Origin of the sequence: Piscinibacter gummiphilus, assembly GCF_032681285.1 — a bacterium.
Lineage (GTDB): Bacteria > Pseudomonadota > Gammaproteobacteria > Burkholderiales > Burkholderiaceae_C > Rhizobacter > Rhizobacter gummiphilus_A.
The window spans coordinates 3,842,957-3,867,731 of record NZ_CP136336.1; the positions used below are offsets into that span (position 1 = coordinate 3,842,957).

The following is a 24,775-nucleotide window of genomic DNA, read 5'->3' on the forward strand; positions in this document are numbered from 1 at the left end:
GTGACCCAGACATGGGCATGCGATTTGCCGGATGGGGCAGCCCCGTCCACACTGCCCTCACCGTGCCCAAACAGAGCCCCGCCTCCAAGCCTTTCCAAGCACCGCCGGATGACGGCTTCGTGCGCGTGCGCGGCGTGCGCGAGCACAACCTGAAGAACGTGGACCTCGACGTGCCGCGCAACGCGCTCGTCGTCTTCAGCGGCGTCTCGGGATCGGGCAAATCGTCGCTCGCCTTCGGCACGCTCTACGCCGAGGCGCAGCGGCGCTACTTCGAGTCGGTCGCCCCCTACGCACGCCGGCTGATCGACCAGGTGGGCGTGCCGGACGTCGACTCGATCGACGGCCTGCCCCCGGCCGTGGCCTTGCAGCAGCAGCGCGGCACACCCAGCACGCGCTCGACGGTGGCGAGCGTCACTACCATCGGCAGCCTGCTGCGCATGCTCTATTCGCGCGCCGGCACCTACCCGCGCGGCCAGCCCATGCTCTACGCGGAAGACTTCTCGCCCAACACGCCGCAGGGCGCCTGCCCCGTGTGCCACGGCCTCGGGCATGTGTACGAGGTGACCGAGAAATCGATGGTGCCCGACGACTCGCTCACCATCCGTGAGCGCGCAGTCGCCGCCTGGCCGCCTGCCTGGCACGGGCAGAACCTGCGCGACATCCTCGTCACGCTCGGCTATGACGTCGACACCCCCTGGCGCGACCTGCCGAAGAAAGACCGCAACTGGATCCTCTTCACCGACGAGCAGCCCACCGTGCCCGTCTACGCCGGCTTCACGCCCGCCGAGACCCGCGCCGCGCTGCGCCGGAAAGAAGAGCCCAGCTACCAGGGCACCTTCACCGGCGCGCGCAAGTACGTGCTGCAGACCTTCGCCACCACGCAGAGCGCGCTGATGAAGAAGCGTGTTTCGCGCTACATGGTGGGCAGCCTCTGCGCCGAATGTCACGGCAAGCGGCTCAAGCGCGAGGCGCTGGCCGTCACCTTCGCGGGGCTGGACATCGGCGAGCTGGCGCAGATGCCGCTCATGCAGCTCGCCGACGCGCTGCAGCCGGCGGCGCAAGGGCAGTTCGAAGCCGGCACGCAGGCCGCTCCCGCGCTCAGCCGCTCGGCCACGCAGCAGCACACCGCACGCCGCGTGGCGGCCGGTGGCTCGGCGCATGCCGCGGCCCCCGACGTGCGGCTCACGCCCCACCTGTCGGAAGAAAAACGCATCGCCGCGCAACGCATCGCACACGACGTGCTGGAACGCGTGAGCACCTTGTGCGACCTGGGCCTGGGCTACCTGTCGCTCGATCGCAGCACGCCCACGCTCTCGCCCGGCGAGCTGCAGCGCGTGCGCCTGGCCACGCAGATCCGCTCCAACCTCTTCGGCGTGGTCTACGTGCTCGACGAACCTTCGGCCGGCCTGCACCCGGCCGACGGGGAAGCCCTGCTGCGCGCACTCGGGCGGCTCAAGGACGGCGGCAACTCGCTCTTCGTGGTGGAGCACGACGTGTCGCTGATGCGCCGCGCCGACTGGCTGGTCGACGTGGGGCCCGACGCGGGCGAGCTCGGCGGACAGGTGCTCTACAGCGGGCCGCCCGAAGGGCTGCGCGATGTCGCCAACTCGCACACCGCGAAGCACCTCTTCGGCGAGCGGCGCCTGAGCGCGCGGCAGCGCCCCGTCGACCGCTGGCTGACGCTCGAAGGCATCACCTGCCACAACTTGCGCGGCCTCGATGCGCGCTTCCCCGTCGGCGCCTTCACCTGCGTCACCGGCGTGTCGGGCTCGGGCAAGTCGAGCCTCGTGAGCCAGGCGCTGGTGCAGCTGGTGTCGGCCCAGCTCGGCCACGAGCCACCCCCCGCCGACGACGAAGGCGACGATGCCGCCGGCGAGATCACCGAGACCGCGCGCGGCCGCATCGGCTCGGGCATGGAGGCCATCCGCCGCCTGGTGCGCGTCGACCAGAAGCCCATCGGCCGCACGCCGCGCTCGAACCTCGCCACCTACACCGGCCTCTTCGACCACGTGCGCCGCCTCTTCGCCGCCACGCCGGCCGCGCGCAGGCGCCGCTTCGATGCAGGCCGCTTCTCGTTCAACGTGGCCAAGGGCCGCTGCGACACCTGCGAGGGCGAAGGCTTCGTGAGCGTGGAGCTGCTCTTCATGCCAAGCGTCTACGCGCCCTGCCCCACCTGCCACGGCGCGCGCTACAACGAGCAGACGCTCACCGTCACCTGGCGCGAGAAGAACATCGCGCAGGTCCTCGGCATGACGGTGACCGAGGCGCTCGCCTTCTTCGCCGACGAAGCCCCGCTGCGCCGCCCGCTGCAGCTCCTGCAGGACATCGGCCTCGGCTACCTGCGCCTCGGGCAGCCCGCCACCGAACTCTCGGGCGGCGAAGCACAGCGCATCAAGCTCGCGACCGAGCTGCAGCGCTCTCAGCGCGGCGACACGCTGTACGTGCTCGACGAGCCCACCACCGGCCTGCACGCGTCAGACGTCGACCGCCTGATGACGCAACTCAACGGCCTGGTCGACGCCGGCAACACGGTGGTGGTGGTCGAGCACGACATGCGCGTGGCCGCCGCGAGCGACTGGGTGATCGACATGGGCCCCGGCGCGGGGCAAGAGGGTGGCCGGCAGGTGGCCTGCGGCCGGCCCGCCGAGGTGGCGCAGGCGGCCGGCAGCCGCACCGCGCCCTACCTGGCACAGCCCTTTGGGAGCCGCTAGCGGATCTGCTGCAGCGCAGCGTCCAGTTGTCCGACGGTGCGGTCGACGTTGCCGAGCTTGTCGAGCCCGAAGAGACCGATGCGCCAGGTCTTGAAGTCGGCGCCTTCGTCGCATTGCAGCGGCACGCCAGCCGCCGTCTGCAGGCCCGCCGCGAGGAATTTCGTCGACGACTGGATCTCGGGGTCGCTGGTGTAGCTCACCACCACGCCCGGCGCTTCGTAGCCGGGGGCGGCCACACTCTTGAAGCCGTGCTTCGCGAGCAGCGCCCGCACCTTGCTGCCCAGCTCCTGCTGCGCCGCGCGCGCCTTCTCGAAGCCGAAAGCCTTGGTCTCGAGCATCACGTCGCGCACGCGGGTGAGCGCATCGGTCGGCATGGTGGTGTGGTAGCTGTAAGCGCCGCCCTCATAGCTTTCCATGATGGCGAGCCACTTCTTCAGGTCGCACGCGAAGCTGGTGCTGGTGGTCTGGTCGATGCGCGCGCGGGCGCGCTCGCCGAGCATGACGAAGGCGCAGCCGGGCGAGCCGCTCCAGCCCTTCTGCGGCGCACTGATGAGCACGTCGACGTGGTTCTTCACCATGTCGACCCAGATCGCACCCGAGGCGATGCAGTCGAGCACGAAGAGGCCGCCTGCGGCCTGGGTCGCCTGGCCCACTGCACGCAGGTAGTCGTCGGGCAGCAGCATGCCGCTGGCCGTTTCCACGTGCGCGGCGAACACCGCGGCCGGCTTCTCGCGCTCGATGGCGGCCACCACTTCGTCGATGGACGCGGGCGCGAATGCGGCGTCGGGGGCCGCGCCGATGCGCTTGGCCTTGAGCACGGTCGCCGACGACGGGATGTTCCCCATCTCGAAAATCTGCGTCCAACGGAAGCTGAACCAGCCGTTGCGGATCACGAGCACCTTCTGATGGGTGGCGAACTGGCGCGCCACCGCTTCCATGCCGAAGGTGCCGCTGCCCGGCACCACGATGGCGGCCTTGGCGTTGTAGGCCTCCTTCAGCGTGGCCGAGATGTCGCGCATCACCCCCTGGAACTTCTTCGACATGTGATTCAGCGCACGGTCGGTGTAGACGACCGAGAACTCGAGCAGGCCTTCGGGGTCGACGTGGGGCAGCAGTCCAGGCATGGTGGGTCTCGCACAAGGTGTTGAAGGAGATCGGGCCAGCTTATCACCGCCCCTCTTCGCTTAGGTGCAGCGGCGACAATGCCCGCCTGCTCGCACCCGCACAGTCGTCCATGTCCAGCCCCGACTTCAGCTCTTCCACGTTGTTCCTGCGACTCACCCACTGGCTGACCGACCTCAAACCGATGCGGATGCGCGTCAACGCACGCGAGCGGTGGCGCGTGGTCGTCGGCGCCGGCATCGGCCTCTTCCTCACGGCACTGGCCAGCATGGCCCTCTCGCACGGCAGCCCGACCATCCCGTGGCTGATCGCGCCGCTCGGGGCGAGCGCGGTGCTGGTGTTTGGCCTGCCAGCGAGCCCGCTCGCGCAGCCGTGGCCGGTGGTCGGGGGCAACTCGGTGTCGGCGCTCATCGGCATCGCCTGCACGCTCGCATGGGGGCCGACGCCAATGACCGCGGCGGTGGCGGTTGCGCTGGCCATTGCCGCAATGTTCGCCCTGCGCTGCCTGCACCCGCCGGGCGGTGCGAGCGCCCTGCTGGTGGTGCTGCTGGGCACGACCGACCCGCGGTTCGCGCTGGTGCCGGTGTTCACGCATTCCTTCGCGCTCGCCCTGGCCGGCATCGTCTACAACAACGCGACGGGCAAGCGCTACCCGCATCGCCAGGGCGTGGCGGCACCGGTGCCGAGTGCCTCGCACCAGCCGGTCTTCACCGAGGCCGACCTCGACACCGTGCTCAAACGCTACAACCAGGTGCTCGACGTGAGCCCCGACGATCTGCAGGCCCTGCTCGCGCAGACCGAGCTCGAGTCCTACCGCCGCCGCCTGGGCGAACTGCGCTGCCGCGACGTGATGTCGACCGATCTCGTGACCGTGGAATTCGGCGACTCGCTGCAAGACGCCTGGAAGCTGCTGCGCGAGCGCCGCATCAAGGCGCTGCCGGTGGTCGACAAGGTCAGGCGCGTGGTGGGCGTGGTGACACTCGCCGACTTCATGCGCCATGCCGATCTCGACTTCCACCACGGCTGGGTGGAGCGCCTGCGCAGCTTCATCACACCTTCGCCCACGCCCTACTCCACCAAGCCAGAGACGGTGGGCCAGATCATGGTGCGCCAGGTGCGCGTGGCGAGCGCCGACCGGCGCCTGAGCGAGCTCGTGCCGCTCTTTGCCGACACCGGCCACCACCACATTCCCATCATCGACGACGACAAGCGGCTGGTGGGCATCATCACGCAGTCCGACGTGGTGGCGGCCTTGTGCCGCAGCCATTGAAGCAGCCCGGAAGCGTCAGCCCGGGATGTCGGGCTCGACCAAGAGGGCCAGTTGCGCGAGCGACTCCTGCCAGCCCAGCATGCAGCCATCGACCGGGATCACGTTGGGGATCCCCTCCTGCGTGACGTGCAACGCCGTTCCGCAACTCACCTTCATCAGCGTGACCGTGGTCTTGATCTCGCCCGGCAGGCCGGGGTCGTCGAACACCGCCACGTAGGCCAGCCGCTCGCCCGGCTTCATCTCGAGGAAGGTGGTGGTGAAGCCGTGGGTGTGGCCCGACGAGAAGTTGGTGAACGACATCGTGTAGCGGCCGTTCACCCGCGCGTCCATCTCATGGACCTTGCCGGTGAACCCGTTGGGCGGCAGCCACTTGGCAAGCGCATCGGCGTCGACGAAGGCGCGGTACAGCCGCTCGGGGGTGGTGCGCAGCACGCGGTGCAGGCGCACGGTGTTGGTCGTGATGGCGTTCATGGCTTGTCTTCCTTTCAGCAGAGGACGACCCTCTGCCGAGACGACGCGCCGCGACCGCGGCTTTCGACAAGCGCATCGAAAAACTCTCCGGCCCTGACACGCCCTGACATCCGTTGCGGCACGCCGTCTGCTGGCTAGGATGGTCCGAAGTCACCACAGGAGCCCTTCATGGAAACCAACGAACTGCACCGCGGCCGCCTTCTCGACCATCTGCAACTCGTCGTGCGCGACCTGCCGGCCAGCCAGCGCTTCTACACGGCCGTGCTCGAAGTGCTGGGCATTCCGATCGGCGGCACTGGCGACGGCTACTTCTGGGCCGACGAGCTCTTCGTCTCCACCGCCGAAAGCCAGGCCGCGCAAGGCCATCTCACGGGCCGCCATCACTTCGCGTTCCAGGCGAAAGACCGCGCCACCGTCGATGCCTTCCACAAGGCCGCGCTGGCCAGCGGCGGCAAGGACAACGGCGCGCCCGGAGAGCGCCCGTACCACCCTGGCTACTACGCGGCCTTCGTGATCGACCCCGACGGCAATAACGTCGAGGCCGTCTTCCACGGCCCGGCCAAGCGCAGTGCTGAATCGGTGAAGGTCACGTTCTAGCGCGGGCTCGGCTGCGTCGCCGGCTCACGCTTCGTCGATCACCACCACGTACTGCCCGGCCCGCACCGGCGAGCCGGGCTGTACGCGCACCTCGCGCACCGTGCCGGCCGAGGGCGACTGGAGCGAGATCTCCATCTTCATCGACTCCAGGATCGCAAGCACCTCGCCCGCGGCCACCTGCTGGCCCACGCTCACCTGCAGCTGCCACAGGTTGCCGGCGACGAAGCTCTCGACGCCGCACTGTCCGGGCTTCAGTGGCTGTTCGTCGCCTGCCGGCGCTGCCGCTTCGTCGCTCTCGAAATGCGCCTGGCCGGTGGCGATCCAGCGCTCGCGCTCGGCGTGGAAGGCGGCCTGCTGTTGCGCACGGAAGGCCGCGATGCCCTCGGCCTCGCTCGCGAGGAAGGCCTGGTAGTCGGCGAGCGCCAGCGTGGTGGGCTCGATGCGTAACGGGTAACGCCCGAGCGGGAAGTCGCGGCGGATGCGCAGCAGTTCCTCGGCCGAGACCGGGTAGAAGCGGATCTGGTCGAAGAAGCGCAGCAGCCAGGGCTTGCCCTCGAAGGCCGCGGTGTCGCGGTAGCGGTTCCACATCTGCAGCGTGCGGCCGACGAACTGGTAGCCGCCCGGCCCTTCCATGCCGTAGACGCAGAGATACGCACCGCCGATGCCCACCGAGTTCTCGGCCGTCCAGGTGCGCGCCGGGTTGTACTTCGTCGTGACGAGGCGGTGCCGCGGGTCCAGCGGCGTGGCGACCGGCGCGCCGAGGTACACGTCGCCCAGGCCCATCACCAGGTAGCTCGCGTTGAACACCGTGCGCTGCACTGCGTCGAGGTCGGGCAGGTCGTTGATGCGGCGGATGAACTCCAGGTTGCTCGGGCACCAGGGGGCGTCCTTGCGCACGGTGGTCATGTACTTCTGGATCGCGAGCTGGCAGGCGGGGTCGTCCCACGACAGCGGCAGGTGCACGATGCGCGAAGGCACCTGCAGGTCCTGCGAGGCGCACACACCGTCCCACAGGCCGGCGAGCGTTTGCAGCAGGCGCTCGAGCGGCAGCACGCCGGGCGCGTAGTGCACCTGCAGCGAGCGGATGCCCGGCGTCAGGTCGATCACACCGTCAAGCGCCTGCGCTTCGAGCGTGCGCATCAGCGCATGCGCGCGGAAGCGCAGCACGAGGTCGAGCTCGGGGTCGCCGATCTCCAGCAGCAGGTGGGTGTCACCGGCGAGGCGCGCGACGAGGCGTTTGTCGCCGCCGCCGAGGTCGAGCACGATGGGCGAGGCGAGCGGCGCGGGCCGCCACGGCACCGGCACCTCGGCCAGCGTGGCCACCTCGTCGTCGCGCGCCTGCGCGAGCCGCCGGGCGGTGGCGATGTCGACCGGCACGAAGCGCAGCTTGTCGCCTGCCTTCAGCTGCCCGAGCTGCCACAGGTCGGCCTCGATCACCGTCACCGGGCAGACGAAGCCGCCGAGGCTCGGCCCGTCGGGCCCGAGGATCACCGGCATGTCGCCGGTGAAGTCGACCGCGCCGATGGCGTAGGGGTTGTCGTGGATGTTGGACGGGTGCAGGCCCGCCTCGCCGCCACTGTCGCGCACCCACTCGGGCTTGGGGCCGATCAGGCGCACGCCGGTGCGGCTGGAGTTGAAGTGCACCTCCCACTCGGTGGCGAAGAAGGTGCCGATGTAGGCCGGCGTGAAGTACTCGGGCGCGCCGTGCGGGCCGTAGACCACGCGCAGCTCGCGCACACGGCCGAGCGGCAGGCGTAACGCGGGCGGCAGGCTGGCGCCGGCGGAAGCGTCGGCCAGCGCCGTGAGGTGCAGCACGTCGCCCGCCCGCAGCGCACGGCCCACATGGCCGCCGAACTGCCCGAGCGTGAAGGTGCTCTTCGAGCCGAGGTAGTCGGGCACATCGATGCCGCCGCGCAGCCCGAGATAGCTGCGCGCCCCGGCGCCGGCGATGCTGCCCAGTCGCAACACCGCGCCGGCAGAAACGGAGAGCACGGTGTCCATCGGCTGCGGCTGGCCATCGAGCTCGATCGCGATCGCCGCGCCGGTGACGGCCACCACCGCTGCGGTGTTGAAGCGCAGCGTCGGCCCGTTCATCGTGATCTCGAGCCCGGCCGCATCGGCCGCGTTGCCGAGCAGGCGGTTGGCCAGGCGCAGCGCGCGGCTGTCCATCGGGCCCGAGGGCGGCACGCCCACCGCCCAGTAGCCCAGTCGGCCTGGGTGGTCCTGCACCGTGGTCTGCGTGCCGCCGGCCAGCACCTCGACGGTGTCGGCGCGGTAGGTGAGCTGCTCCAGGCAACGTGTCCACGGCGAGCCGCTCGCAAACGGCGCATCGGCGAGGATCTGCCGCAGGTAGCCGCGGTTGGTCTCCACGCCGTAGAGCCGCGTCTGGCCGAGCGCCACGTCCAGCGCCGCGCGGGCCTCGTCGCGCGTCGGCGCCCAGGTGATCAGCTTCGCGATCATCGGGTCGAAGAAAGGCGGGATCTCGCAGCCGGCCTCGACCCAGGTGTCAATGCGCAAGGCGCGGCCATCGGCCGCCGGGAACTGCACCTGCGTCAGCAGGCCGGGCGAAGGCTGGAAGTTGCGGCCCGGGTCGTCGGCGTACAGCCGCGCCTGGATCGCATGGCCGCGCGGTGAGAGGCCTTTCGCCAGCTCCTCGAGCGGCGGCAGGTCGCCGGCCGCCAGCTCGACCATCCAGCGAACGAGGTCCACGCCCCACACCTGCTCGGTCACGCCGTGCTCCACCTGCAGCCGCGTGTTGACTTCGAGGAAGTAGAAACGCTCGTCCTCGCTGTCGTAGACGAACTCCACCGTGCCGGCGCTGCGGTAGTTCACGGCTTTGCCGAGCTGGATCGCCGCGGCGCACAAGGCCTCGGCCATGCCGGCGGGCAGGTTGGGCGCGGGGGTTTCCTCCAGCACCTTCTGGTTGCGGCGCTGCACCGAGCAGTCGCGCACGCCGAGCGCGAGCACGCCGCCGTTCCCGTCGCCGAAGATCTGCACTTCGAGGTGGCGCGCCCGCTGGATGTACTTCTCGATGAAGACACCGGCATCGGCGAAGTTGCTCTGCCCGAGGTGCCTGACCGCATCGAAGGCATCGGCCAGCTCGCGTGCATCGCGGCACACGCGCATGCCGATGCCGCCGCCACCGGCGGTGCTCTTGAGCATCACCGGGTAGCCCACTTCCTCGCCCGCCTTCAGCGCATGCGCCACATCGTCGAGCAGGCCGGTGCCTTCGAGCATCGGCACGCCCTGCTCCTTCGCGATGGCGCGCGCGGTGTGCTTGAGGCCGAAGACACGCAGCTGCTCGGGCGTCGGCCCGACGAAGGCGATGCCGGCCGCTTCGCAGGCTTCGGCAAACGCAGCGTTTTCGGACAGGAAGCCGTAGCCCGGGTGGATGGCCTGCGCACCGCTCTCGCGTGCGGCGGCCAGGATCTTCTGCACCACGAGGTAGGTCTGCGCCGCCGGGCCGTCGCCCAGGCTCAGCGCCTGGTCGGCCCGCGCGATGTGCAGGCTCGCCGCATCGGCCTCGGAGAACACGGCCACGCCCTGCACGCCCAGCGTGCGCAAGGTGCGCAGGATGCGGCAGGCGATCGCCCCACGGTTGGCAATGAGCAGCTTGTCGAACATTCGAGCGTCCTTCGGTCTTCGGTGCGGGCCGTCCCGCGATGAAGTGCGCACCGCGGTCGTCCGCGGCGCGGGCGCTTCGGGCGCCGAGGGTCAGCGCTTGCGCGTGGGGCCGTACAGGCCGGCGCGTGTCTTCATGAAGCCGAAGAGCGCGGCGAGCAGCCGTCGGCACAGGGGCGTCAGTTCCATACCAGCACCTCCGCGGGGGTGGGGTTCCAGCCGTTGCAGGGGTTGTTGAGCTGCGGGCAGTTGGAGATGAGCACGATCACGTCGCGCTCGGCGCGCAGCTCGACGTACTTGCCGGGGGCCGAGATGCCGTCTTCAAAGGTGAGGCCACCTACGGGCGTCACCGGCACGTTCATGAAGAAGTTGATGTTCGCGGCGATGTCGCGCTTGTTCATGCGGCCGTCGCGCAGGCAGGCGCAGAGGAAGTTGTCGCGGCAGCTGTGCATGTAGCGCTTGCCGAGCGCGTAGCGCACGGTGTTGCTCTCCTGCGCGCAGGCGCCGCCCAGGGTGTCGTGGCGGCCGCAGGTGTCGGCCACGATGGTGAGCAGCGGATTGCCGAGGTTGGAATACAGCACCGTGCCGGTGGTGAGGTAGACCTTGTTCTGGCGGCGCATGGTGCGCTGCGCGTCGTAGCGCTCGCGCGGGTTGGCAGCGCTGTAGAAGAGCGTGTCGACGGCCTGGTTGCCTTCGAGGTCGAGCAGGCGCAGGGTCTGGCCGGCCTTCACTTCGAAGAGATAGGGCTCGCCGGCGGGGATCACGTGGCGGAAGACGGCTTCGTCGGCGCGCAGCTCGCTGGTGGTGATGACAGTCATGGCGGGCTCCTCAGAGGTGGAAGCGCTCGGTGTTGTGGAAGGCGCGCTCGTTCTCCGGGCGCGAGCTGCGGCAGGCGAGGCTCAGGCCTTCGCTGTGCGCCTCGCCCCAGGTGAGGTGCACCGGGCGCGGCGCGTACTCGGGGCTCGGGTCCATCGGGTGCTGCAGGGCGGTGAGCACGACCAGCGTGTCCATCGGCGCGTAGAGCTCCACATGGTCGCCGGGCTTCGAGTGGCCGGGCACGAAGTGGAAGGCGCCCGCCTCGTCGACCGTGACCTTGCTGAAGAGGTTGACGACCATCAGCAGGTCTTGCAGGTCGAGGTTCCACTTGCCCATCTCGACGAGCAGGTTGTCGTGGCCGTTGCGGAAGAAGTCGTTGCGCAGCTCCTGGTAGCGGCCGCTGCCGTATTTCTCGCGCACCTCGTCGGCGTTGAGCACGCCGCCGAAGGGGTCGTGCCAGCCGCAGCTGTCGGCGGTGATGGCGGCCAGCACGCGGCCCATGTCGGAGTAGAGGCAGTGCCCGGCGGTGAGCTTGGCGGTGTGCTGGCCCTTGAGCGTGTCGGGCAGGTTGAGGCGCTCGCTTGGCTGGTGCGCGTTGAGCAGCATCAGGCTCACGTTGGCGCCGCCGTCGACATCGGTGAGACGCAGCACCTGGCCGCGCTTCAGGATGAACGAGGTGTGGCCGCCGCCAGGGACGGTCTCTTCATACAGCGTGGCGCGGATCGCCAGCGATTCGGTTGTCGTCATAGAGGCTCCATCGAAGACGCCAGGGGCTGCGGTGTGCCTTTCGGCAGCAGCGATGCGATCGGCTGGCCGGACGCGAGCCGCCCCTGGTTGAGCGGGATGTCGTAGGTGATGCGCGCGCCATAGGCCTGCGGGGCCTGCGGGTCGATGCGCACCTTGTCGAACACGAGCAGGCGCGTGCCGAGGTTGAAGCCTTCGGAGAGGTCGTGCGTGACCATGAAGACCGTGAGCCGCGTCTCGCGCCACAGCTCCAGCAACAGCGCGTGCATGTCCTTGCGGATGCCGGGGTCGAGCGCGCCGAAGGGCTCGTCGAGCAGCAGCACGCTCGGCCGCGTGATCAGCGCCTGCGCGATCGCGAGGCGCTGCTGCATGCCACCCGAAAGCTGGCTCGGGTACTTGTGCAGTGCATGGCCGAGGCCCACACGCTCCAGCAGGCGCGCCGCCTGGTCGCGCGCGGCCTGCTTGCGCTTGCCGAAGAGGCGGCCGAGCAGCGGCGCCTGGGTCAGCTCCAGGCCGATCGCCACGTTGTCGAGCACACTCAGGTGCGGCAGCACCGAGTAGCGCTGGAAGACCACGCCACGGCTCGCATCGGGCTCGCTGCGCAGAGGTGCACCACGCAATAGCAGCTCGCCCCTGGTCGGCCGCTCCTGGCCCAGCAGCAGGCGCAGGAAGGTCGACTTGCCGCAGCCCGAAGCGCCCACCAGCGTGCAGAACTCGCCCTCCTCCACCGTGAGGTTCAGGCGCTCCAGCACCACGTGGCCGTCGTAGGCCTGCCAGACGTTGCGGATCTGCAAGTACGGCGCGGCGCTCATGGCTTCTCCCCCACTGACCACGGGAAGCACCACTGGTTGAGCCGGCGCAGCAGGTGGTCGCTGGCCCAGGCGAGCAGCGTGATCCACACCACGTAGGGCAGGATCACGTCCATCGCCATGTAGCGGCGCACGAGGAAGATGCGGTAGCCCAGGCCGCTGGTCGCCGAGATCGCCTCGGCGCAGATCAGGAAGAGCCAGGCCGAACCGAGCATCAGCCGCAGCGACACCAAGAGGCGCGACAGCAGCTGCGGCAGCACCACCCGCAGCACCAGCGTCCAGCTGTTGGCGCCCAGCGTCTGCGCCTTCACCAGCACCTCGCGCGGGATCTCTCGGGCACGCTGCTCCAGGTCGCGCGCCAGCACCGGCGTGATGCCGATGACGATCAGCATCACCTTCGACAACTCGTCCAACCCGAAGACGATGAAGAGGATGGGCAGGATCGCCACCGGCGGCACCATCGACAGCAGCGTGAGCAGCGGCGAGAGCGGCGCGCGCAGCAGCGGGAAGGTGCCCGCCGCGATGCCCAGGCACAGCCCGGCGAGCGCCGCGATGCCGAGGCCCAGGCCCAGCCGCACGAGGCTCGCCGCGGTGTCGGCCCACAGCAGGTAATCGCCGGTGCGCTCGTCCTGCGTGAAGGCCATGCGGTCGATGGCCTCCACCATCTGCGCGGCGCTGGGCAGCAGCTTGTCCTCGGGGTTGTCGGCCAGGCGCAGGGCCGAGCCCGTCGCATACGCCGCGAGGAGCAGGATCAGCGGCAGCAGCGCGAGCAGCCACCGGCCGCCGTGCCCGGGTTGGCGGTTGACGAAGCGCATCTCGGTCGGCCCTGGGCTCAGAGCTTGCCGTCGGCGGCGAGGCGCAGGTAGGTGTCGTCGAAACGCAGCTTGGTGTTCTTCGCGTTGCCGTTGACCGCGCCGCCCGGGAAGGCCACGCCGATCGCATCGGCGCTCTTCGCGTTGTCGCCCAGCAGCTTCTTTTCGAACGAGAACTTCGAGACACGCTTCATCGTCTCGGCGAGCTTCGGCGAGGTGACGAAGCTGACGGCCTCAGCCGGCGTGAACATCAGCGCGGTGGTCTTCAACTGCGACTTGTAGTCGTCGAGCGTGGTGCCCGAGGCCTTGGCCATGTGCGTGAGCGCGGGCACGTTGCCGGCCTTCATCAGCGCCATCACCTCGAACCAGGCGCCGGTGAGGGCCTTGCCGAGCGCGGGGTTGTCTTTCAGCGTGGCGGTGTTGACCACCATCAGGTCGATGATCTCGCCCGGCACCTGGCTGGAGTCGAACACCTTGACCGCGCCCGGCGTGGCAGCGACGGTGGCGAGCTGCGGGTTCCAGGTGACGGCGGCGGTGACCTTGGGCGTGGCGAAGGCGCCGGCGATGTCGGCGTCCGAGGTGTTCACCACCTTCACGTCACGCTCGCGCAGGCCGGCCTGGTCGAGGCCACGGGCCAGCAGGTAGTGCGAGACCGAGAACTGCACCAGGTGCACGTTCTGGCCCTTCAGGTCCTTGAGCGTCTTGCCCTTGCCCTTCAGCACGATGCCGTCGTTGCCGTTGGAGTAGCTGCCCGGGATCAGCGCGGTGCTGTCGACGCCGCCGGCCGCGGGGATGGTCAGCGCATCCATGTTGGTCATGGTGCAGCCGTCGAACTGGCCCGCGGTGTACTGGTTGATCGACTCGACGTAGTCGTTGATCTGCGTGACCTTGATGTTGATGCCGTACTTCTTGGCCCACTTGTCGACGATGCCTTGCGCACCGGCGTATTCCCACGGCATCCAGCCGGCGTAGATGGTCCAGCAGACGTTGAACTGGGTCTTGGGGGCGGCGTGTGCGCCCGGGCTGATCAGGCCGGCGAGGCCGAGGACGAGAGCACTCAGAAGTTGGCGCGAGAACATGACGACACTCCGGTTGGGTTGGACGGACGGCGGGAGCAGCGTCACACCACCACTGGTGTTGCTCTCCCGGGCTTTTGTCCCGCCGTGTAACCCCGATCGAGGTCGCCAGCTCTCGGACCAGTCACCCGCGTTGTCGTGAGATCGCGCGGGCCGGAACCCTAGCCAGCCATTTAAGGTACTGCAGCATGCAGCTGCTCCCAGGCCAGAGCGTTAGCAATACCCATACCCGGGCGCAGCACGACGCCCCGCGGGCTGTGACGCACCCTTTCGCACCAACATCGGGCTCCGTGGCTTCGCATGCGCGCCGTTCAGGTGCAGCGCCGCCGCTCGGGCACGGGCTGCTCGCACCTCGTGCACACTGCGCCGCATGAAAACCTCACTGCGCCTCGGGCTCGTCATCGTGTGCGGCCTGGCCGCCGCTGCGTGGGCCAGCAGCGGCAGCTGCGAATCGCCCTACGCCAGCTCGCCGCAGTTCACGGCCTGCCTCTTCGCCAACCCACCCAACCCGCAGACGCCACCCGGCGCCGGCGGCTGGAAGATCTGGTCACGCTTTCTCTTCGCTGACAAGGTCGGCACGGTGCCGGTCGACCCGATCCCCGTGCGGCCCTTGACGCGCGCGCAGCTCGATGCGCTCGATGCGCAGGCCAACCACCTGGTGCGGCTCGGCCACTCGTCGCACCTGCTCAAGCTGCGCGGCAAGTACTGGCTCATCGACCCGGTGTTCGGCGAGCGGGTGTCGCCGGTGGGCTTCATCGGCCCGAAGCGCTTCCATGCGCCGCCGCTCACGCTGCAGGAACTGCCGCCGATCGAGGGGCTACTTCTCTCGCACGACCACTACGACCACCTCGACGTGCCCACCATCGAATACCTGGCCACGAAGGTGCAGCGCTACTTCGTGCCGCTCGGCGTGAAGGCGCGTCTGCTCGAGATGGGCGTGCCCGCCGAGCGCGTGCAGGAGTTCGACTGGTGGCAGGCCACCACACACGACGGCGTGCAGCTCACCGCCACGCCCTCGCAGCATTTCTCGGGCCGCACGCTCACCGACCGCAACACAACGCTGTGGGCGTCGTGGGTGATCCAGAGCGGCGAGCAGCGCCTCTACTACAGCGGCGACTCGGGTTACTTCCCCGGCTTCCGCCAGATCGGCGAGCGCTTCGGCGGCTTCGACCTCGCACTGATGGAAAACGGCGCCTACGACGCCTACTGGCCCGCCGTGCACATGACGCCCGAGGAGACCGTGCAGGCCTTCCAGGACCTGCGCGCCAAGGTGCTGTACTCGGTGCACAACAGCACCTTCGACCTCGCCTTCCACACCTGGCAGGACCCACTCAACCGCCTGGCCGACCTGTCGGCCGCGAAGGGCCTCGAACTCGCCACACCCGAGATCGGCGAGGTGATGACCGTGGGCCAGCCGCGGGTCAACAAGCGCTGGTGGGCGGGGCTGAAGTAAGAGCCTCAGCCCTCCCTGGGCACCCTGGCCGTGTCGGCCTCTCGCCGCGCGTTCCACGCGCGCAACGCCTGGCGGTACTGGTCCATCGCCATGTCGTGCAAGTCGAAGATGCAGGGCTCGCAGCCGTTGCCGCAGCACTGGTCGAAGTCGGGCGCCACCGGAGGCTCGGGTTTCGGATCGGGGTTCGGCACATCTGGAGAACTCATGCGCGGGATTGTCCCGCAGCGCCCGCGCTAACCTCGCACGATGGACTCCCTCATCGCCGCTTCGGCCCGCGCACTGGCGGGCGGTGACGCGCTCGGCGCGCTCAAGCACATCAGCCTGCGCGACGACCCGCCGGCGCTCGCCCTGCGCGGCATCGCGATGGCGCAGCTGGGCGAGCTGGCGCGATCGCGCCAGCTGCTGCGCCAGGCCGGGCGCTCCTTCGGCAAGCATGAAGAGCTGGCGCGCGCCCGCTGCGTGGTCGCCGAGGCCGAGGTGGCGCTTGCCATGCGGGAACTGGGCGACTCACCGCGTGCCTTGCAGCCGGCACTCGCGAGCCTCGAAGCGCATGCCGACCATGCGAATGCGCTGCAGGCGCGGCTGATCGCTGCGCGGCACCACTTGCTGCTCGGGCGCCTCGACACCGCAGCCGAAGCCTTGCAGCAGCTTGACGGTCGCCCGCTCCCGCCACCGCTGCGCGCAGTGGCCGAGCTGGTGTCGGCCGAGATCGCGTTGCGCTCGCTGCGCACCCGCGACGCGCAGGCCGCGCTCGCCCGGGCGCAGGCTGCGGCCGAGCGAGCTGGCATCGTGGCGCTGGCGGGCGAGGTCGCGGCGGCCCGCACGGCGCTGGAGCAGCCGGCGGCGCGTCAACTGCACGCCGACGCGGAACGCCCCTTGCGCCTGGCCGAGGTGGAAGCGCTCTTCGACTCCGGCGCGCTGGTGCTCGACGCCTGCCGCCACGGCCTGCGCGCCGGCGCGGCGTGGCTGCCGCTGGCACGCCGGCCGGTGCTTTTCGCGCTGGCCCGTGCGCTCGCCGAAGCGTGGCCGCACGACGTGCCGCGCGACACGCTGATCGACTGCGCCTTCCGCACCCGCCACCCCGACGAGACGCACCGCGCGCGGCTGCGCGTGGAGATCGGCCGGCTGCGCAAGCTCGCCGCACCGCTCGCCCGCATCGAGGCCACCGCGCGCGGCTTTGCCATCGCCCCGCTCGACGCGCGGCCCCTGGCCGTGCTGGTGCCGCCGATCGACGGCGAGCAGGCGTCGCTGCAAGCGCTGCTCACCGACGGTGCGGCCTGGTCGACCTCCGCGTTGGCGCTGGCGATGGACTCCAGCCAGCGCACCGTGCAGCGCGCGCTCGCCGAGCTCGAAGCCCAGGGCCGCGTGCGCGCCATCGGCCGCGCCCGCGCGCAGCGCTGGCTGGCCGCGCCCATCGCCGGATTCACGACGATCTTGTTACTCCCCTCAACGCTTCCGCTCACGTAGATTTGCTTCCATCGCGCAGCCCTTCCACCGCGAAACCAGACGCAGGAGCAAGACGATGAGCACCCCACAAGCACAAGCCGCCGAGATCGTTCGTGAATACGGCCCTTTCGACGGCGCCACCTCGATCGGCGGCATCACGCACGATGGTGAGCACGTCTGGGCCGCCGCCGGGGCGAAGCTGATCGCCATCGAACCGAAGAGCGGCGCCGTCACCCGCTCGATCGGCGTGCCGGCCGACGCGGGCACCGCCTTCGACGGCAAGCACCTGTACCAGATCGCCGAGAAACGCATCGACAAGATCGACCCGGCGAGCGGCCGTGTGCTCGCCTCCATCCCCGCACCCGGCAACGGCACCGACTCGGGCATGGCCTGGGCCGAAGGCAGCCTGTGGGTCGGCCAGTACCGCGACCGCAAGATCCACCAGATCGACCCCGAGACCGGGCGCGTGCTGCGCACCATCGAGTCCAACCGCTTCGTGACCGGCGTCACCTGGGTCGACGGCGAGCTGTGGCACGGCGTATGGGAGGGCGACGAAAGCGAGCTGCGCCGCATCGACCCGCAGAGCGGCGCCGTGCAGCAATGCCTGCAGATGCCCCAGGGTGTGGGCGTGAGCGGCCTCGAATCCGATGGCGCAGATCTCTTCTATTGCGGCGGTGGCGGCAGCGGCAAGGTGCGCGCCGTGAAACGGCCCAAGAAGGCCACCGCCTGACCTGACGGCGCCGCGAGCGCCACCTCTCCAGTTCCCCCATCGAGCGCGCCCCGCGAGGGTGCTGGGCAGCGCTTTGTCTTTCACCACGCCAAAGGAGCGAATCCATGAGCACTGCAGAAACCCTGAACCACCCCATCGTCACCCGCGACCGCTGGGTCGCCGAACGCAAGGCGCTGCTGGCGCGCGAGAAGGAGATGTCGCGCCTGAGCGACGAGCTGGCCCGCGAGCGGCGGAAGCTGCCATGGGTGCTCGTCGACAAGCCCTACGTCTTCGACACGCCCACCGGCCAACGCACGCTGGCCGATCTTTTCGAAGGCCGCCGCCAGCTCATCGTGCAGCACTTCATGCTGGCCCCGGGCTGGGAAGAAGGCTGCGCGAGCTGCTCGTTCATGGCCGACCATGTGGACGGCGCGCTGCCGCACCTGGCCGCGCGCGACCTGAGCTTCGTGGCCGTTTCGCGTGCCCCGCTGGCCGAGATCGAGCGCTTCAAGCGCCGCATGGGTTGGCAGTTCCCGTGGGTCTCGTCGAACGGCTGCGAGTTCAACTTCGACTTCCACGTGAGCTTCACCCCCGAGGAGCGAAAGCGTGGCGAGGTCTTCTACAACTACGGCATGACCGCCTTCCCACTCGAGGAAGCGCCGGGCGTCAGCGCCTTCATCCTGGATGAGAAAGGCCAGGTCTTCCACACGTACTCGACCTATGGCCGCGGCGTCGAGCTGATGATGGGCGCCTACGACCTGATCGACATCACGCCCAAGGGTCGTGACGAAGCGGGCCTGCCGTACACCATGGGCTGGGTGCGCCACCACGACCGCTACGACACCGCGAAGAAGACGGGCAGCGCCTGCGGCTGCGAGGCGTCATGAACCGCGTGCGCATGAGCCGCGTCGGCAAGGGTCTTGCGGCCTGTGGCGTCGTGGTGCTCGGCCATTGCGGGCTCACCGTGCTGGTGGCCGCACTGAATGCCGCATGGATCGCCTCGGTGCCGCTGCTGGCGATCTGCCGCGCAGCCGTGGGCTCATGAGGGCGCGGTGTCCCGGAAGCCGGTCGGCTTGAAGACGGAGGCCCGGAACGCCATCGCGCGCGGGCCTTCGTCTTCCATCGCCCACAGCGCGATCGCCTTGGCCGACATCGGCTTGGCGAAGAGGTAGCCCTGCAGCTGGTCGCAGCCCATGTCGCGCAGGATGCGGTTCTGGCCTTCGGTCTCCACACCCTCGGCCACCACCTTGAGGTCGAGCGCCTTGGCAAGGTTGACCACGGCCAGCGCCACCTTGCGGGCGTCTTCGCTGGTTTCCAGGTCGAGCACGAAGCTGCGGTCGATCTTCAGTTCGTCGGCCGGCAGGGTGCGCAGGTACGACAGGCTCGAATGCCCGGTGCCGAAGTCGTCGATGGAGATATGCACGCCCAGCGCGTCGAGCTGGCCGAGCACGCGCACGGTGGTCGCCACGTCTTCCATCGCGCTCGTCTCGGTGATCTCGCAGGTGATGAGATCGGGGTTGATCTGGTGCGTGTTCAAGGCGTCTGCGATCTCCGAGGCCAGGCTCGGCTGGCGCAGCTGGTGCGCCGAGAGGTTGATCGCCACCTTCAGGCGCAGGCCGAGGTCGCGCCACTCACGCGCCTGTCGGCAGGCCTCGTCGATCACCCAGCTGCCGAGCTGGGTGATGAGACCGTAGCGTTCGGCCATCGGGATGAAGATGCCCGGGCTCACCATGCCGCGGGTCGGGTGGTTCCAGCGCAGCAGCGCCTCGGCGCCGGTGATCTCGCCGCTCGGCGCGTGGATCTTGGGCTGGTAGTACAGCTCCAGCTGCTTGAGCGAGAGCGCACGCCGCAGGTCCTGCAGCAGCTCGAGCTGGTCTCGCTTGCCGCGCATCATGCGGGGCTCGAAGAAGGCGTGGCTCGCCCCACCCGACGCCTTGGCCTCGCCCATTGCCGCCTGGGCGTGGGCAATCATGGTCGAGAGCGCGCCATGCTCCGGGTACATCGCGATGCCGATCGAGCAGCTGAGCGACACCTCGCCCCGCTCCAGCGGAAACGGGAGGCCGATCGACGCCTGCACCCGCTGCGCCAGGGCCGAGGCGTCGCGGGGCTGCGGGTCGTCGGCCATCAGCAGCAGGAATTCGTCGCCCACCAACCGCGCGGCCATGAACGGCTTGACCATCGAGCGCAACCGCTTCGCGGCCTGCCGCAACACGTCGTCGCCGCTTTGGCGGCCCGCGGCGATGTTCACCGACTTCAGGTCGTCGAGGTTGACGAAGAGCAGCGCCAGCTGTGTGGAAGCCGCATCGGCCTGCCGCGTGGCCTGGGCCAGCAGGCCCTCGAAGGCCGTGAGGCCCGGCAGGCCGGTCAGCGGATCATTGGTGCCATCGAGCGCCCGCGGGTTCACGGCGGCTGGCGACGGCTCGCCCCCCGCACCAGGCGCGAGGCGGGCGCGCAGCGCCGACAGCACAGACCTGGGGGTGGGGAGTTTCATGAGCCGATATCGGCAGGGACCGCAAGGGCCTTGAGTGTGGCGCCGCCGTGACCGGCATCACCTTGCGCGGCGTCAATTTTTCAGGCGGTACCCGGTGCGCACCATCCACGCGACGACGCCCATGCACACCACGAGCAGGAAGCTCACCGCCGCGAGGCTCCAGCCCACGCCCACGTCGGCGGTGTCCACGAAGCTCCATCGGAAACCGTCGATCAGGTACACCACCGGGTTGAAGAGCGTGACCGTGCGCCACAGCGGCGGCAGCATGTCGATCGAGTAGAACGCACCGCCGAGGAAGGTGAGCGGCGTGATCACGAGCATGGGAATGAGCTGCAGCTGCTCGAAGCCCTTGGCCCAGATGCCGATGATGAAGCCGAAGAGGCTGAAGGTCACGGCCGTGAGCACGAGGAAGCCGACCATCCACACCGGGTGCGCGATGTGCAGCGGCACGAAGAAGGCGGCGGTGGCGAGCGTGACCACCCCGAGGATCACCGACTTGGTGGCCGCAGCGCCCACGTAGGCCACGACCATCTCGAAGGGCGAGATCGGCGCCGAGAGGATCTCGTAGACCGTGCCGGTGAAACGCGGGAAGTAGATGCCGAACGAGGCGTTCGACAGGCTCTGCGTGAACACCGACAGCATGATGAGCCCGGGCACGATGAAGGCGCCATAGGGCACGCCGTTCACGTTCTGCATGTGCTGGCCGATGGCCGAGCCGAAGACCACGAAGTAGAGCGAGGTGGTGATGACCGGCGTGATGAGGCTCTGCCCCACCGTGCGGAAGAATCGCGCCATCTCGAAGCGATACAGCGCGAGCACGCCGTGGCGGTTGAACACTCCGACGCTGCCGCCGCTCATGCTGGGGCTCCTTCCTTGCTGTTGTCGTGCACGAGGCTCACAAAGATGTCTTCCAGCGAGCTCTGCTGGGTGTGCACGTCCTTGAAACCGATGTTGAGGTCGCCCAGCCGCTTGAGGATGGGCGCCACGCCCGCGCTCGCCTCGGCCGCGTCGAAGTCGCGCTGCAGCGTGTAGCCGCCCGGCTTGAGCACGAGCTGCAGCGCCGCCAGCTCGGCCGGCAGCGCGGCCATCGGCTGCTCCAGCTCGATGGTGAGCTGCTTCTTGCCGAGCTTCTTCATGAGCGTCGCCTTTTCTTCCACGAGGATCAGCTCACCCTTGCGGATCACGCCCACGCGGTCGGCCATCTCCTCGGCTTCTTCGATGTAGTGGGTGGTGAGGATGATGGTCACGCCGCCATCGCGCAGGCGGCGCACCATCTCCCACATGTCGCGGCGCAGCTCCACGTCGACACCCGCGGTGGGCTCGTCGAGGAACAGGATCTCGGGCTCGTGCGACAGGGCCTTGGCGATCATCACGCGGCGCTTCATGCCGCCCGAGAGCGCCATGATCTTCTCGTTGCGCTTGTCCCAGAGCGACAGGTCGCGCAGCACCTTCTCGATGCGCGCCGGGTCGGGCGCCTTGCCAAAGAGGCCGCGGCTGAAGCTCACCGTGGCCCACACGCTCTCGAAGGCGTCGGTCGCGAGCTCCTGCGGCACGAGGCCGATCTTCGAGCGGGTGACGCGGTAGTCGCGCACGATGTCGTGGCCGGCGACCGTCACGCGGCCCTCGCTGCCGGTGACGATGCCGCAGACGATGGAGATCAGCGTGGTCTTGCCGGCGCCGTTGGGGCCAAGCAGCGCGAAGATCTCGCCGCGGCGGATGTCGAGGTCCACGCGCTTGAGCGCCTGGAAGCCGCCGGCATAGGTCTTGGACAGGCCGGCGATCGAGACCGCGGCCTGGGAGTCAGGGGTAGTCGACATGGGGACTCGTCTTGATGCGAGGCCGGCATGGTAGGCACAAGCGGCTAACACTGCTGGCGGCAGGCTGTCAGCATGGGCACCGTCGAAGTCGCCAAAGTGACAAGGCGAGAAGCGTTAGGCTTTCGACTTTTCAGCACTGCCATCCAAAAATCATGATCCGCGACCAAGAAACCCTGACCGCCCTCGTCGACAGCGTGCGCCGCTTCGTGCGCGAGCGCCTCGTGCCGGCCGAGCATGAAGTCTCCGAGACCGACGAGATCCCGCAGGCCATCGTCGACGAGATGCGCGAGCTGGGCCTCTTCGGCCTGACCATTCCCGAGGCCTACGGCGGCCTCGAGCTGACCATGGAAGAAGAAGTGCTGACCATGATCGAGATGGGGCAGACCTCGCCGGCCTTCCGCTCGATCTTCGGCACCACGGTGGGCATCGGCTCGCAGGGCATCCTGATGGACGGCACCGAGGCGCAGAAGGCGAAGTTCCTGCCCAAGATGGCGACCGGCGAAATCATCGCGTCCTTCGCGCTGACCGAGCCCGACTCGGGCTCCGACTCGGCCTCGCTGCGCACCACCGCCATCAAGGACGGCGACCACTACGTGGTGAACGGCACCAAGCGCTTCATCACCAACGCACCGCAGGCCGGCATCTTCACGCTGATGGCGCGCACCGACCCGGCCAAGAAAGGTGCTTCGGGCATCTCGGCCTTCATCGTCGATGCCAAGTCGCCCGGCATCACGCTCGGCAAGCGCGACAAGAAGATGGGCCAGAAAGGCGCGCACACCTGCGACGTGAACTTCGACAACTGCCGCGTGCCCGCCGAAAATCTCATCGGTGGTGTGGAAGGCAAGGGCTTCTACACCGCGATGAAGGTGCTCGACAAGGGCCGCATCCACATCGCCGCCATCTGCGTGGGCGTGGCCAAGCGCATCCTCGACGACGCGCTGAAGTACGCCGTGGAGCGCAAGCAGTTCGGCCAGCCGATCGCCGAATTCCAGCTGGTGCAGGCGATGCTCGCCGACAGCAAGACCGAGCTCTATGCCGCCGAGTGCATGGTGCTCGACGCCGCCCGCAAGCGCGACGCCAAGCTGCCCCACTCCACCGAAGCCTCGTGCGCCAAGCTCTATGCGAGCGAGATGGTGGGCCGCGTGGCCGACCGCGGCGTGCAGATCCTCGGTGGCTCGGGCTACATCGCCGAGCATGCGATGGAGCGCTTCTACCGCGACGTGCGGCTGTTCCGCCTGTACGAGGGCACGAGCCAGATCCAGCAGATGGTGATCGCCCGCAACATGATCAAGGAATTGGCGCAGTAAGCGTCGTCTTCGCCTCATGAAAAACGGCCGCCCTCGGGCGGCCGTTTTGCTGAGCGCCTTCGATCAGGCCGGCTTGGGCTCGTACCCCAGCACAGCCTTCGTCTCCAGGAACTCGCCAAAGGCGTGGTCACCCCACTCGCGCCCGTTGCCCGACTGCTTGTAGCCGCCAAACGGCGCCATCATGTCGACCGCCGCGCTGTTGAGGTTCACCTGGCCGGCACGCAGGCGCGAGGCCACCTTGCGCACCTGCTCGGTGTCGGTGCCCGAGACATAGGCCGCCAGGCCGTACGGCGTGTCGTTGGCGATCTCCACCGCCTGGTCGACCGTGTCGTAGCCGATCATCACCAGCACCGGGCCGAAGATTTCTTCGCGGCCCACCGTCATCTCGTTGGTGACCTTGGCGAGCACGGTCGGCTTCACGTAGTAGCCCTTCTCCAGCCCCTGCGGCTTGCCGGGGCCGCCAGCCACGACGGTGGCGCCTTCCTTGATGCCTTGCTGGATCAGCGTCTGGATCTTGTCCCACTGCGTGGCCGAGATCACCGGGCCGAGCATCGCGCCGCTGTCGGGTGCGCCCACAGTCGTCGCTTCGGCGGCGGCCTTGGCGATGGCGATGGCCTCGTCCATCTTCGCCTTCGGCACTAGCATGCGCGTGGGGGCGTTGCACGATTGGCCCGAGTTGGTCATCACGCCGCGCACGCCGGCCGTCACCGCCTTCTTGAGATCGGCATCAGGCAGGATGATGTTGGGCGACTTGCCGCCGAGTTCCTGGTGCACACGCTTCACGGTCGGCGCCGCATTGCGCGCGACTTCGATGCCGGCGCGGGTGGAACCCGTGAACGACACCATGTCGACCTCGGGATGGCTGGAGATCGCGGCCCCCACCGTCGGGCCATCACCGTTGACGAGGTTGAAGACACCCGCCGGCACCCCGGCCGCGTCGAGGATCTCCGTCCAGATCTGCGCCGAGAACGGGGCGATTTCCGAGGGCTTCAGGATCATGGTGCAGCCCACCGCCAGCGCCGGCGCCACCTTGCACGCGATCTGGTTGACCGGCCAGTTCCACGGGGTGATGAAGCCGCACACGCCGATCGGCTCCTTCACGATCAGCGTGCTGCCGCGCGGCTCGCTGAAGTGGAACTGCTTGAGCACGCCGAGCGCCGTCTGCAGATGGCCCACGCCCATCGCGGCCTGCGCGTTCTGCGAGAGGGCCACGGGTGCACCCATCTCTTCGGTGATGGCCGCGGCCATGTCGGCGTAGCGCTTCTTGTACTCGGCAATGATGCGTTCGAGCAGGGCCACGCGCTCGTCCACCGTGGTCTGAGAGTAGGTGGCAAACGCCGCGCGGGCGGCCTTGGCCGCGGCGTCGACATCGGCGGCCGAGCCCATCGAAATCCGACCAGCTACGCCTTCGGTGGCGGGGTTGATGACATCGAGCGTCTTCGGCGTCTTGGGGTCGACCCAGCGGCCATTGATGTAGAACTTCAGGTACTCGCGCATGGTCAT

General features: G+C 68.9%; 22 protein-coding genes and 1 riboswitch. Of the genes, 9 read left to right on the top strand and 13 right to left on the bottom strand.

The window, feature by feature from the left end; all coding sequences use genetic code 11:
• Window positions 1-17 precede the first annotated feature (17 nt).
• Complete coding sequence (locus RXV79_RS17940; RefSeq protein WP_413816625.1) at window positions 18-2,711, top strand: excinuclease ABC subunit UvrA; 2,694 nt, start codon at window positions 18-20, stop codon at window positions 2,709-2,711.
• On the opposite strand, the gene RXV79_RS17945 is transcribed toward RXV79_RS17940, so the two are convergent.
• Window positions 2,708-3,835, bottom strand: a complete 1,128-nt coding sequence (locus tag RXV79_RS17945) for a pyridoxal-phosphate-dependent aminotransferase family protein (RefSeq protein WP_316699444.1) — start codon at window positions 3,833-3,835, stop codon at window positions 2,708-2,710. The two genes, RXV79_RS17940 and RXV79_RS17945, sit on opposite strands and share 4 nt — an antisense overlap.
• A 110-nt stretch (window positions 3,836-3,945) precedes the next feature.
• Here RXV79_RS17945 and RXV79_RS17950 point away from each other — a divergent pair, with 110 nt between their 5' ends.
• Window positions 3,946-5,103 carry an HPP family protein gene (locus RXV79_RS17950; protein ID WP_413816626.1) on the top strand — a complete coding sequence of 386 codons (1,158 nt, stop codon included), beginning with the start codon at window positions 3,946-3,948 and terminating at the stop codon, window positions 5,101-5,103.
• Between the two features lie 15 nt (window positions 5,104-5,118).
• Here RXV79_RS17950 and RXV79_RS17955 read toward each other — a convergent pair whose 3' ends face one another.
• Complete coding sequence (locus RXV79_RS17955) at window positions 5,119-5,565, bottom strand: SRPBCC family protein (RefSeq protein WP_316704144.1); 447 nt, start codon at window positions 5,563-5,565, stop codon at window positions 5,119-5,121.
• Between the two features lie 177 nt (window positions 5,566-5,742).
• Here RXV79_RS17955 and RXV79_RS17960 point away from each other — a divergent pair, with 177 nt between their 5' ends.
• A complete protein-coding gene (locus RXV79_RS17960) occupies window positions 5,743-6,171 on the top strand; it encodes a VOC family protein (RefSeq protein WP_316699445.1) in 429 nt (142 codons plus the stop codon).
• 24 nt (window positions 6,172-6,195) lie between these two features.
• Here the strand turns inward: RXV79_RS17960 and uca are convergent, their stop codons facing one another.
• The 6 genes from uca to RXV79_RS17990 all read right to left on the bottom strand — a co-directional run bounded on the left by uca (window position 6,196) and on the right by RXV79_RS17990 (window position 14,052).
• Window positions 6,196-9,795: an urea carboxylase gene (gene uca, locus RXV79_RS17965; protein WP_316699446.1), complete on the bottom strand. Its 3,600-nt coding sequence runs from the start codon at window positions 9,793-9,795 to the stop codon at window positions 6,196-6,198.
• Window positions 9,796-9,971: 176 nt separating this feature from the next.
• Window positions 9,972-10,610: an urea amidolyase associated protein UAAP2 gene (locus tag RXV79_RS17970; RefSeq protein ID WP_316699447.1), complete on the bottom strand. Its 639-nt coding sequence runs from the start codon at window positions 10,608-10,610 to the stop codon at window positions 9,972-9,974.
• 10 nt (window positions 10,611-10,620) lie between these two features.
• Window positions 10,621-11,355: an urea amidolyase associated protein UAAP1 gene (locus tag RXV79_RS17975; protein ID WP_316699448.1), complete on the bottom strand. Its 735-nt coding sequence runs from the start codon at window positions 11,353-11,355 to the stop codon at window positions 10,621-10,623.
• Window positions 11,352-12,164, bottom strand: a complete 813-nt coding sequence (locus RXV79_RS17980; RefSeq protein WP_316699449.1) for an ABC transporter ATP-binding protein — start codon at window positions 12,162-12,164, stop codon at window positions 11,352-11,354. The genes RXV79_RS17975 and RXV79_RS17980 overlap by 4 nt, the downstream gene beginning before the upstream one ends.
• Window positions 12,161-12,976, bottom strand: coding sequence for an ABC transporter permease (locus RXV79_RS17985; protein WP_316699450.1), 816 nt, complete (start codon window positions 12,974-12,976; stop codon window positions 12,161-12,163). Before RXV79_RS17985 ends, RXV79_RS17980 begins: the two co-directional genes overlap by 4 nt.
• A 17-nt stretch (window positions 12,977-12,993) precedes the next feature.
• Entirely contained in the window at window positions 12,994-14,052 is a 1,059-nt protein-coding gene (locus RXV79_RS17990) for a putative urea ABC transporter substrate-binding protein (protein WP_316699451.1), read from the bottom strand.
• 61 nt (window positions 14,053-14,113) lie between these two features.
• Window positions 14,114-14,225: riboswitch (guanidine-I (ykkC/yxkD leader) on the bottom strand.
• A gap of 194 nt (window positions 14,226-14,419) precedes the next feature.
• Here RXV79_RS17990 and RXV79_RS17995 point away from each other — a divergent pair.
• Window positions 14,420-15,502: an MBL fold metallo-hydrolase gene (locus RXV79_RS17995; protein ID WP_316699452.1), complete on the top strand. Its 1,083-nt coding sequence runs from the start codon at window positions 14,420-14,422 to the stop codon at window positions 15,500-15,502.
• A gap of 5 nt (window positions 15,503-15,507) precedes the next feature.
• Here RXV79_RS17995 and RXV79_RS18000 read toward each other — a convergent pair whose 3' ends face one another.
• A complete protein-coding gene (locus RXV79_RS18000) occupies window positions 15,508-15,708 on the bottom strand; it encodes an oxidoreductase-like domain-containing protein (RefSeq protein ID WP_316699453.1) in 201 nt (66 codons plus the stop codon).
• A gap of 40 nt (window positions 15,709-15,748) precedes the next feature.
• Between RXV79_RS18000 and RXV79_RS18005 the strand changes: the two genes are divergently transcribed.
• The 4 genes from RXV79_RS18005 (at window position 15,749) to RXV79_RS18020 (ending at window position 18,702) form a co-directional block, all read left to right on the top strand.
• Window positions 15,749-16,969, top strand: a complete 1,221-nt coding sequence (locus RXV79_RS18005; protein ID WP_316699454.1) for a helix-turn-helix domain-containing protein — start codon at window positions 15,749-15,751, stop codon at window positions 16,967-16,969.
• A gap of 55 nt (window positions 16,970-17,024) precedes the next feature.
• Window positions 17,025-17,678 carry a Vgb family protein gene (locus RXV79_RS18010; RefSeq protein WP_316699455.1) on the top strand — a complete coding sequence of 218 codons (654 nt, stop codon included), beginning with the start codon at window positions 17,025-17,027 and terminating at the stop codon, window positions 17,676-17,678.
• A 104-nt stretch (window positions 17,679-17,782) separates the two neighbouring features.
• Window positions 17,783-18,544 (top strand): DUF899 domain-containing protein, encoded by a 762-nt coding sequence (locus tag RXV79_RS18015; RefSeq protein WP_316699456.1) that lies wholly within the window; start codon window positions 17,783-17,785, stop codon window positions 18,542-18,544.
• Entirely contained in the window at window positions 18,541-18,702 is a 162-nt protein-coding gene (locus tag RXV79_RS18020) for a hypothetical protein (RefSeq protein ID WP_316699457.1), read from the top strand. Before RXV79_RS18015 ends, RXV79_RS18020 begins: the two co-directional genes overlap by 4 nt.
• On the opposite strand, the gene RXV79_RS18025 is transcribed toward RXV79_RS18020, so the two are convergent.
• From RXV79_RS18025 to RXV79_RS18035, 3 genes are all read right to left on the bottom strand, one after another.
• Window positions 18,697-20,148: a putative bifunctional diguanylate cyclase/phosphodiesterase gene (locus RXV79_RS18025; RefSeq protein ID WP_316699458.1), complete on the bottom strand. Its 1,452-nt coding sequence runs from the start codon at window positions 20,146-20,148 to the stop codon at window positions 18,697-18,699. The two genes, RXV79_RS18020 and RXV79_RS18025, sit on opposite strands and share 6 nt — an antisense overlap.
• A gap of 72 nt (window positions 20,149-20,220) precedes the next feature.
• Window positions 20,221-21,006, bottom strand: a complete 786-nt coding sequence (locus RXV79_RS18030; RefSeq protein WP_316699459.1) for an ABC transporter permease — start codon at window positions 21,004-21,006, stop codon at window positions 20,221-20,223.
• Window positions 21,003-21,965: an ABC transporter ATP-binding protein gene (locus RXV79_RS18035; RefSeq protein WP_316699460.1), complete on the bottom strand. Its 963-nt coding sequence runs from the start codon at window positions 21,963-21,965 to the stop codon at window positions 21,003-21,005. Before RXV79_RS18035 ends, RXV79_RS18030 begins: the two co-directional genes overlap by 4 nt.
• Before the next feature lie 152 nt (window positions 21,966-22,117).
• Here RXV79_RS18035 and RXV79_RS18040 point away from each other — a divergent pair, with 152 nt between their 5' ends.
• Complete coding sequence (locus RXV79_RS18040; RefSeq protein ID WP_316699461.1) at window positions 22,118-23,272, top strand: acyl-CoA dehydrogenase family protein; 1,155 nt, start codon at window positions 22,118-22,120, stop codon at window positions 23,270-23,272.
• Window positions 23,273-23,335: 63 nt separating this feature from the next.
• Here the strand turns inward: RXV79_RS18040 and RXV79_RS18045 are convergent, their stop codons facing one another.
• Entirely contained in the window at window positions 23,336-24,769 is a 1,434-nt protein-coding gene (locus RXV79_RS18045; protein ID WP_316704145.1) for an aldehyde dehydrogenase family protein, read from the bottom strand.
• Window positions 24,770-24,775 lie beyond the last annotated feature (6 nt).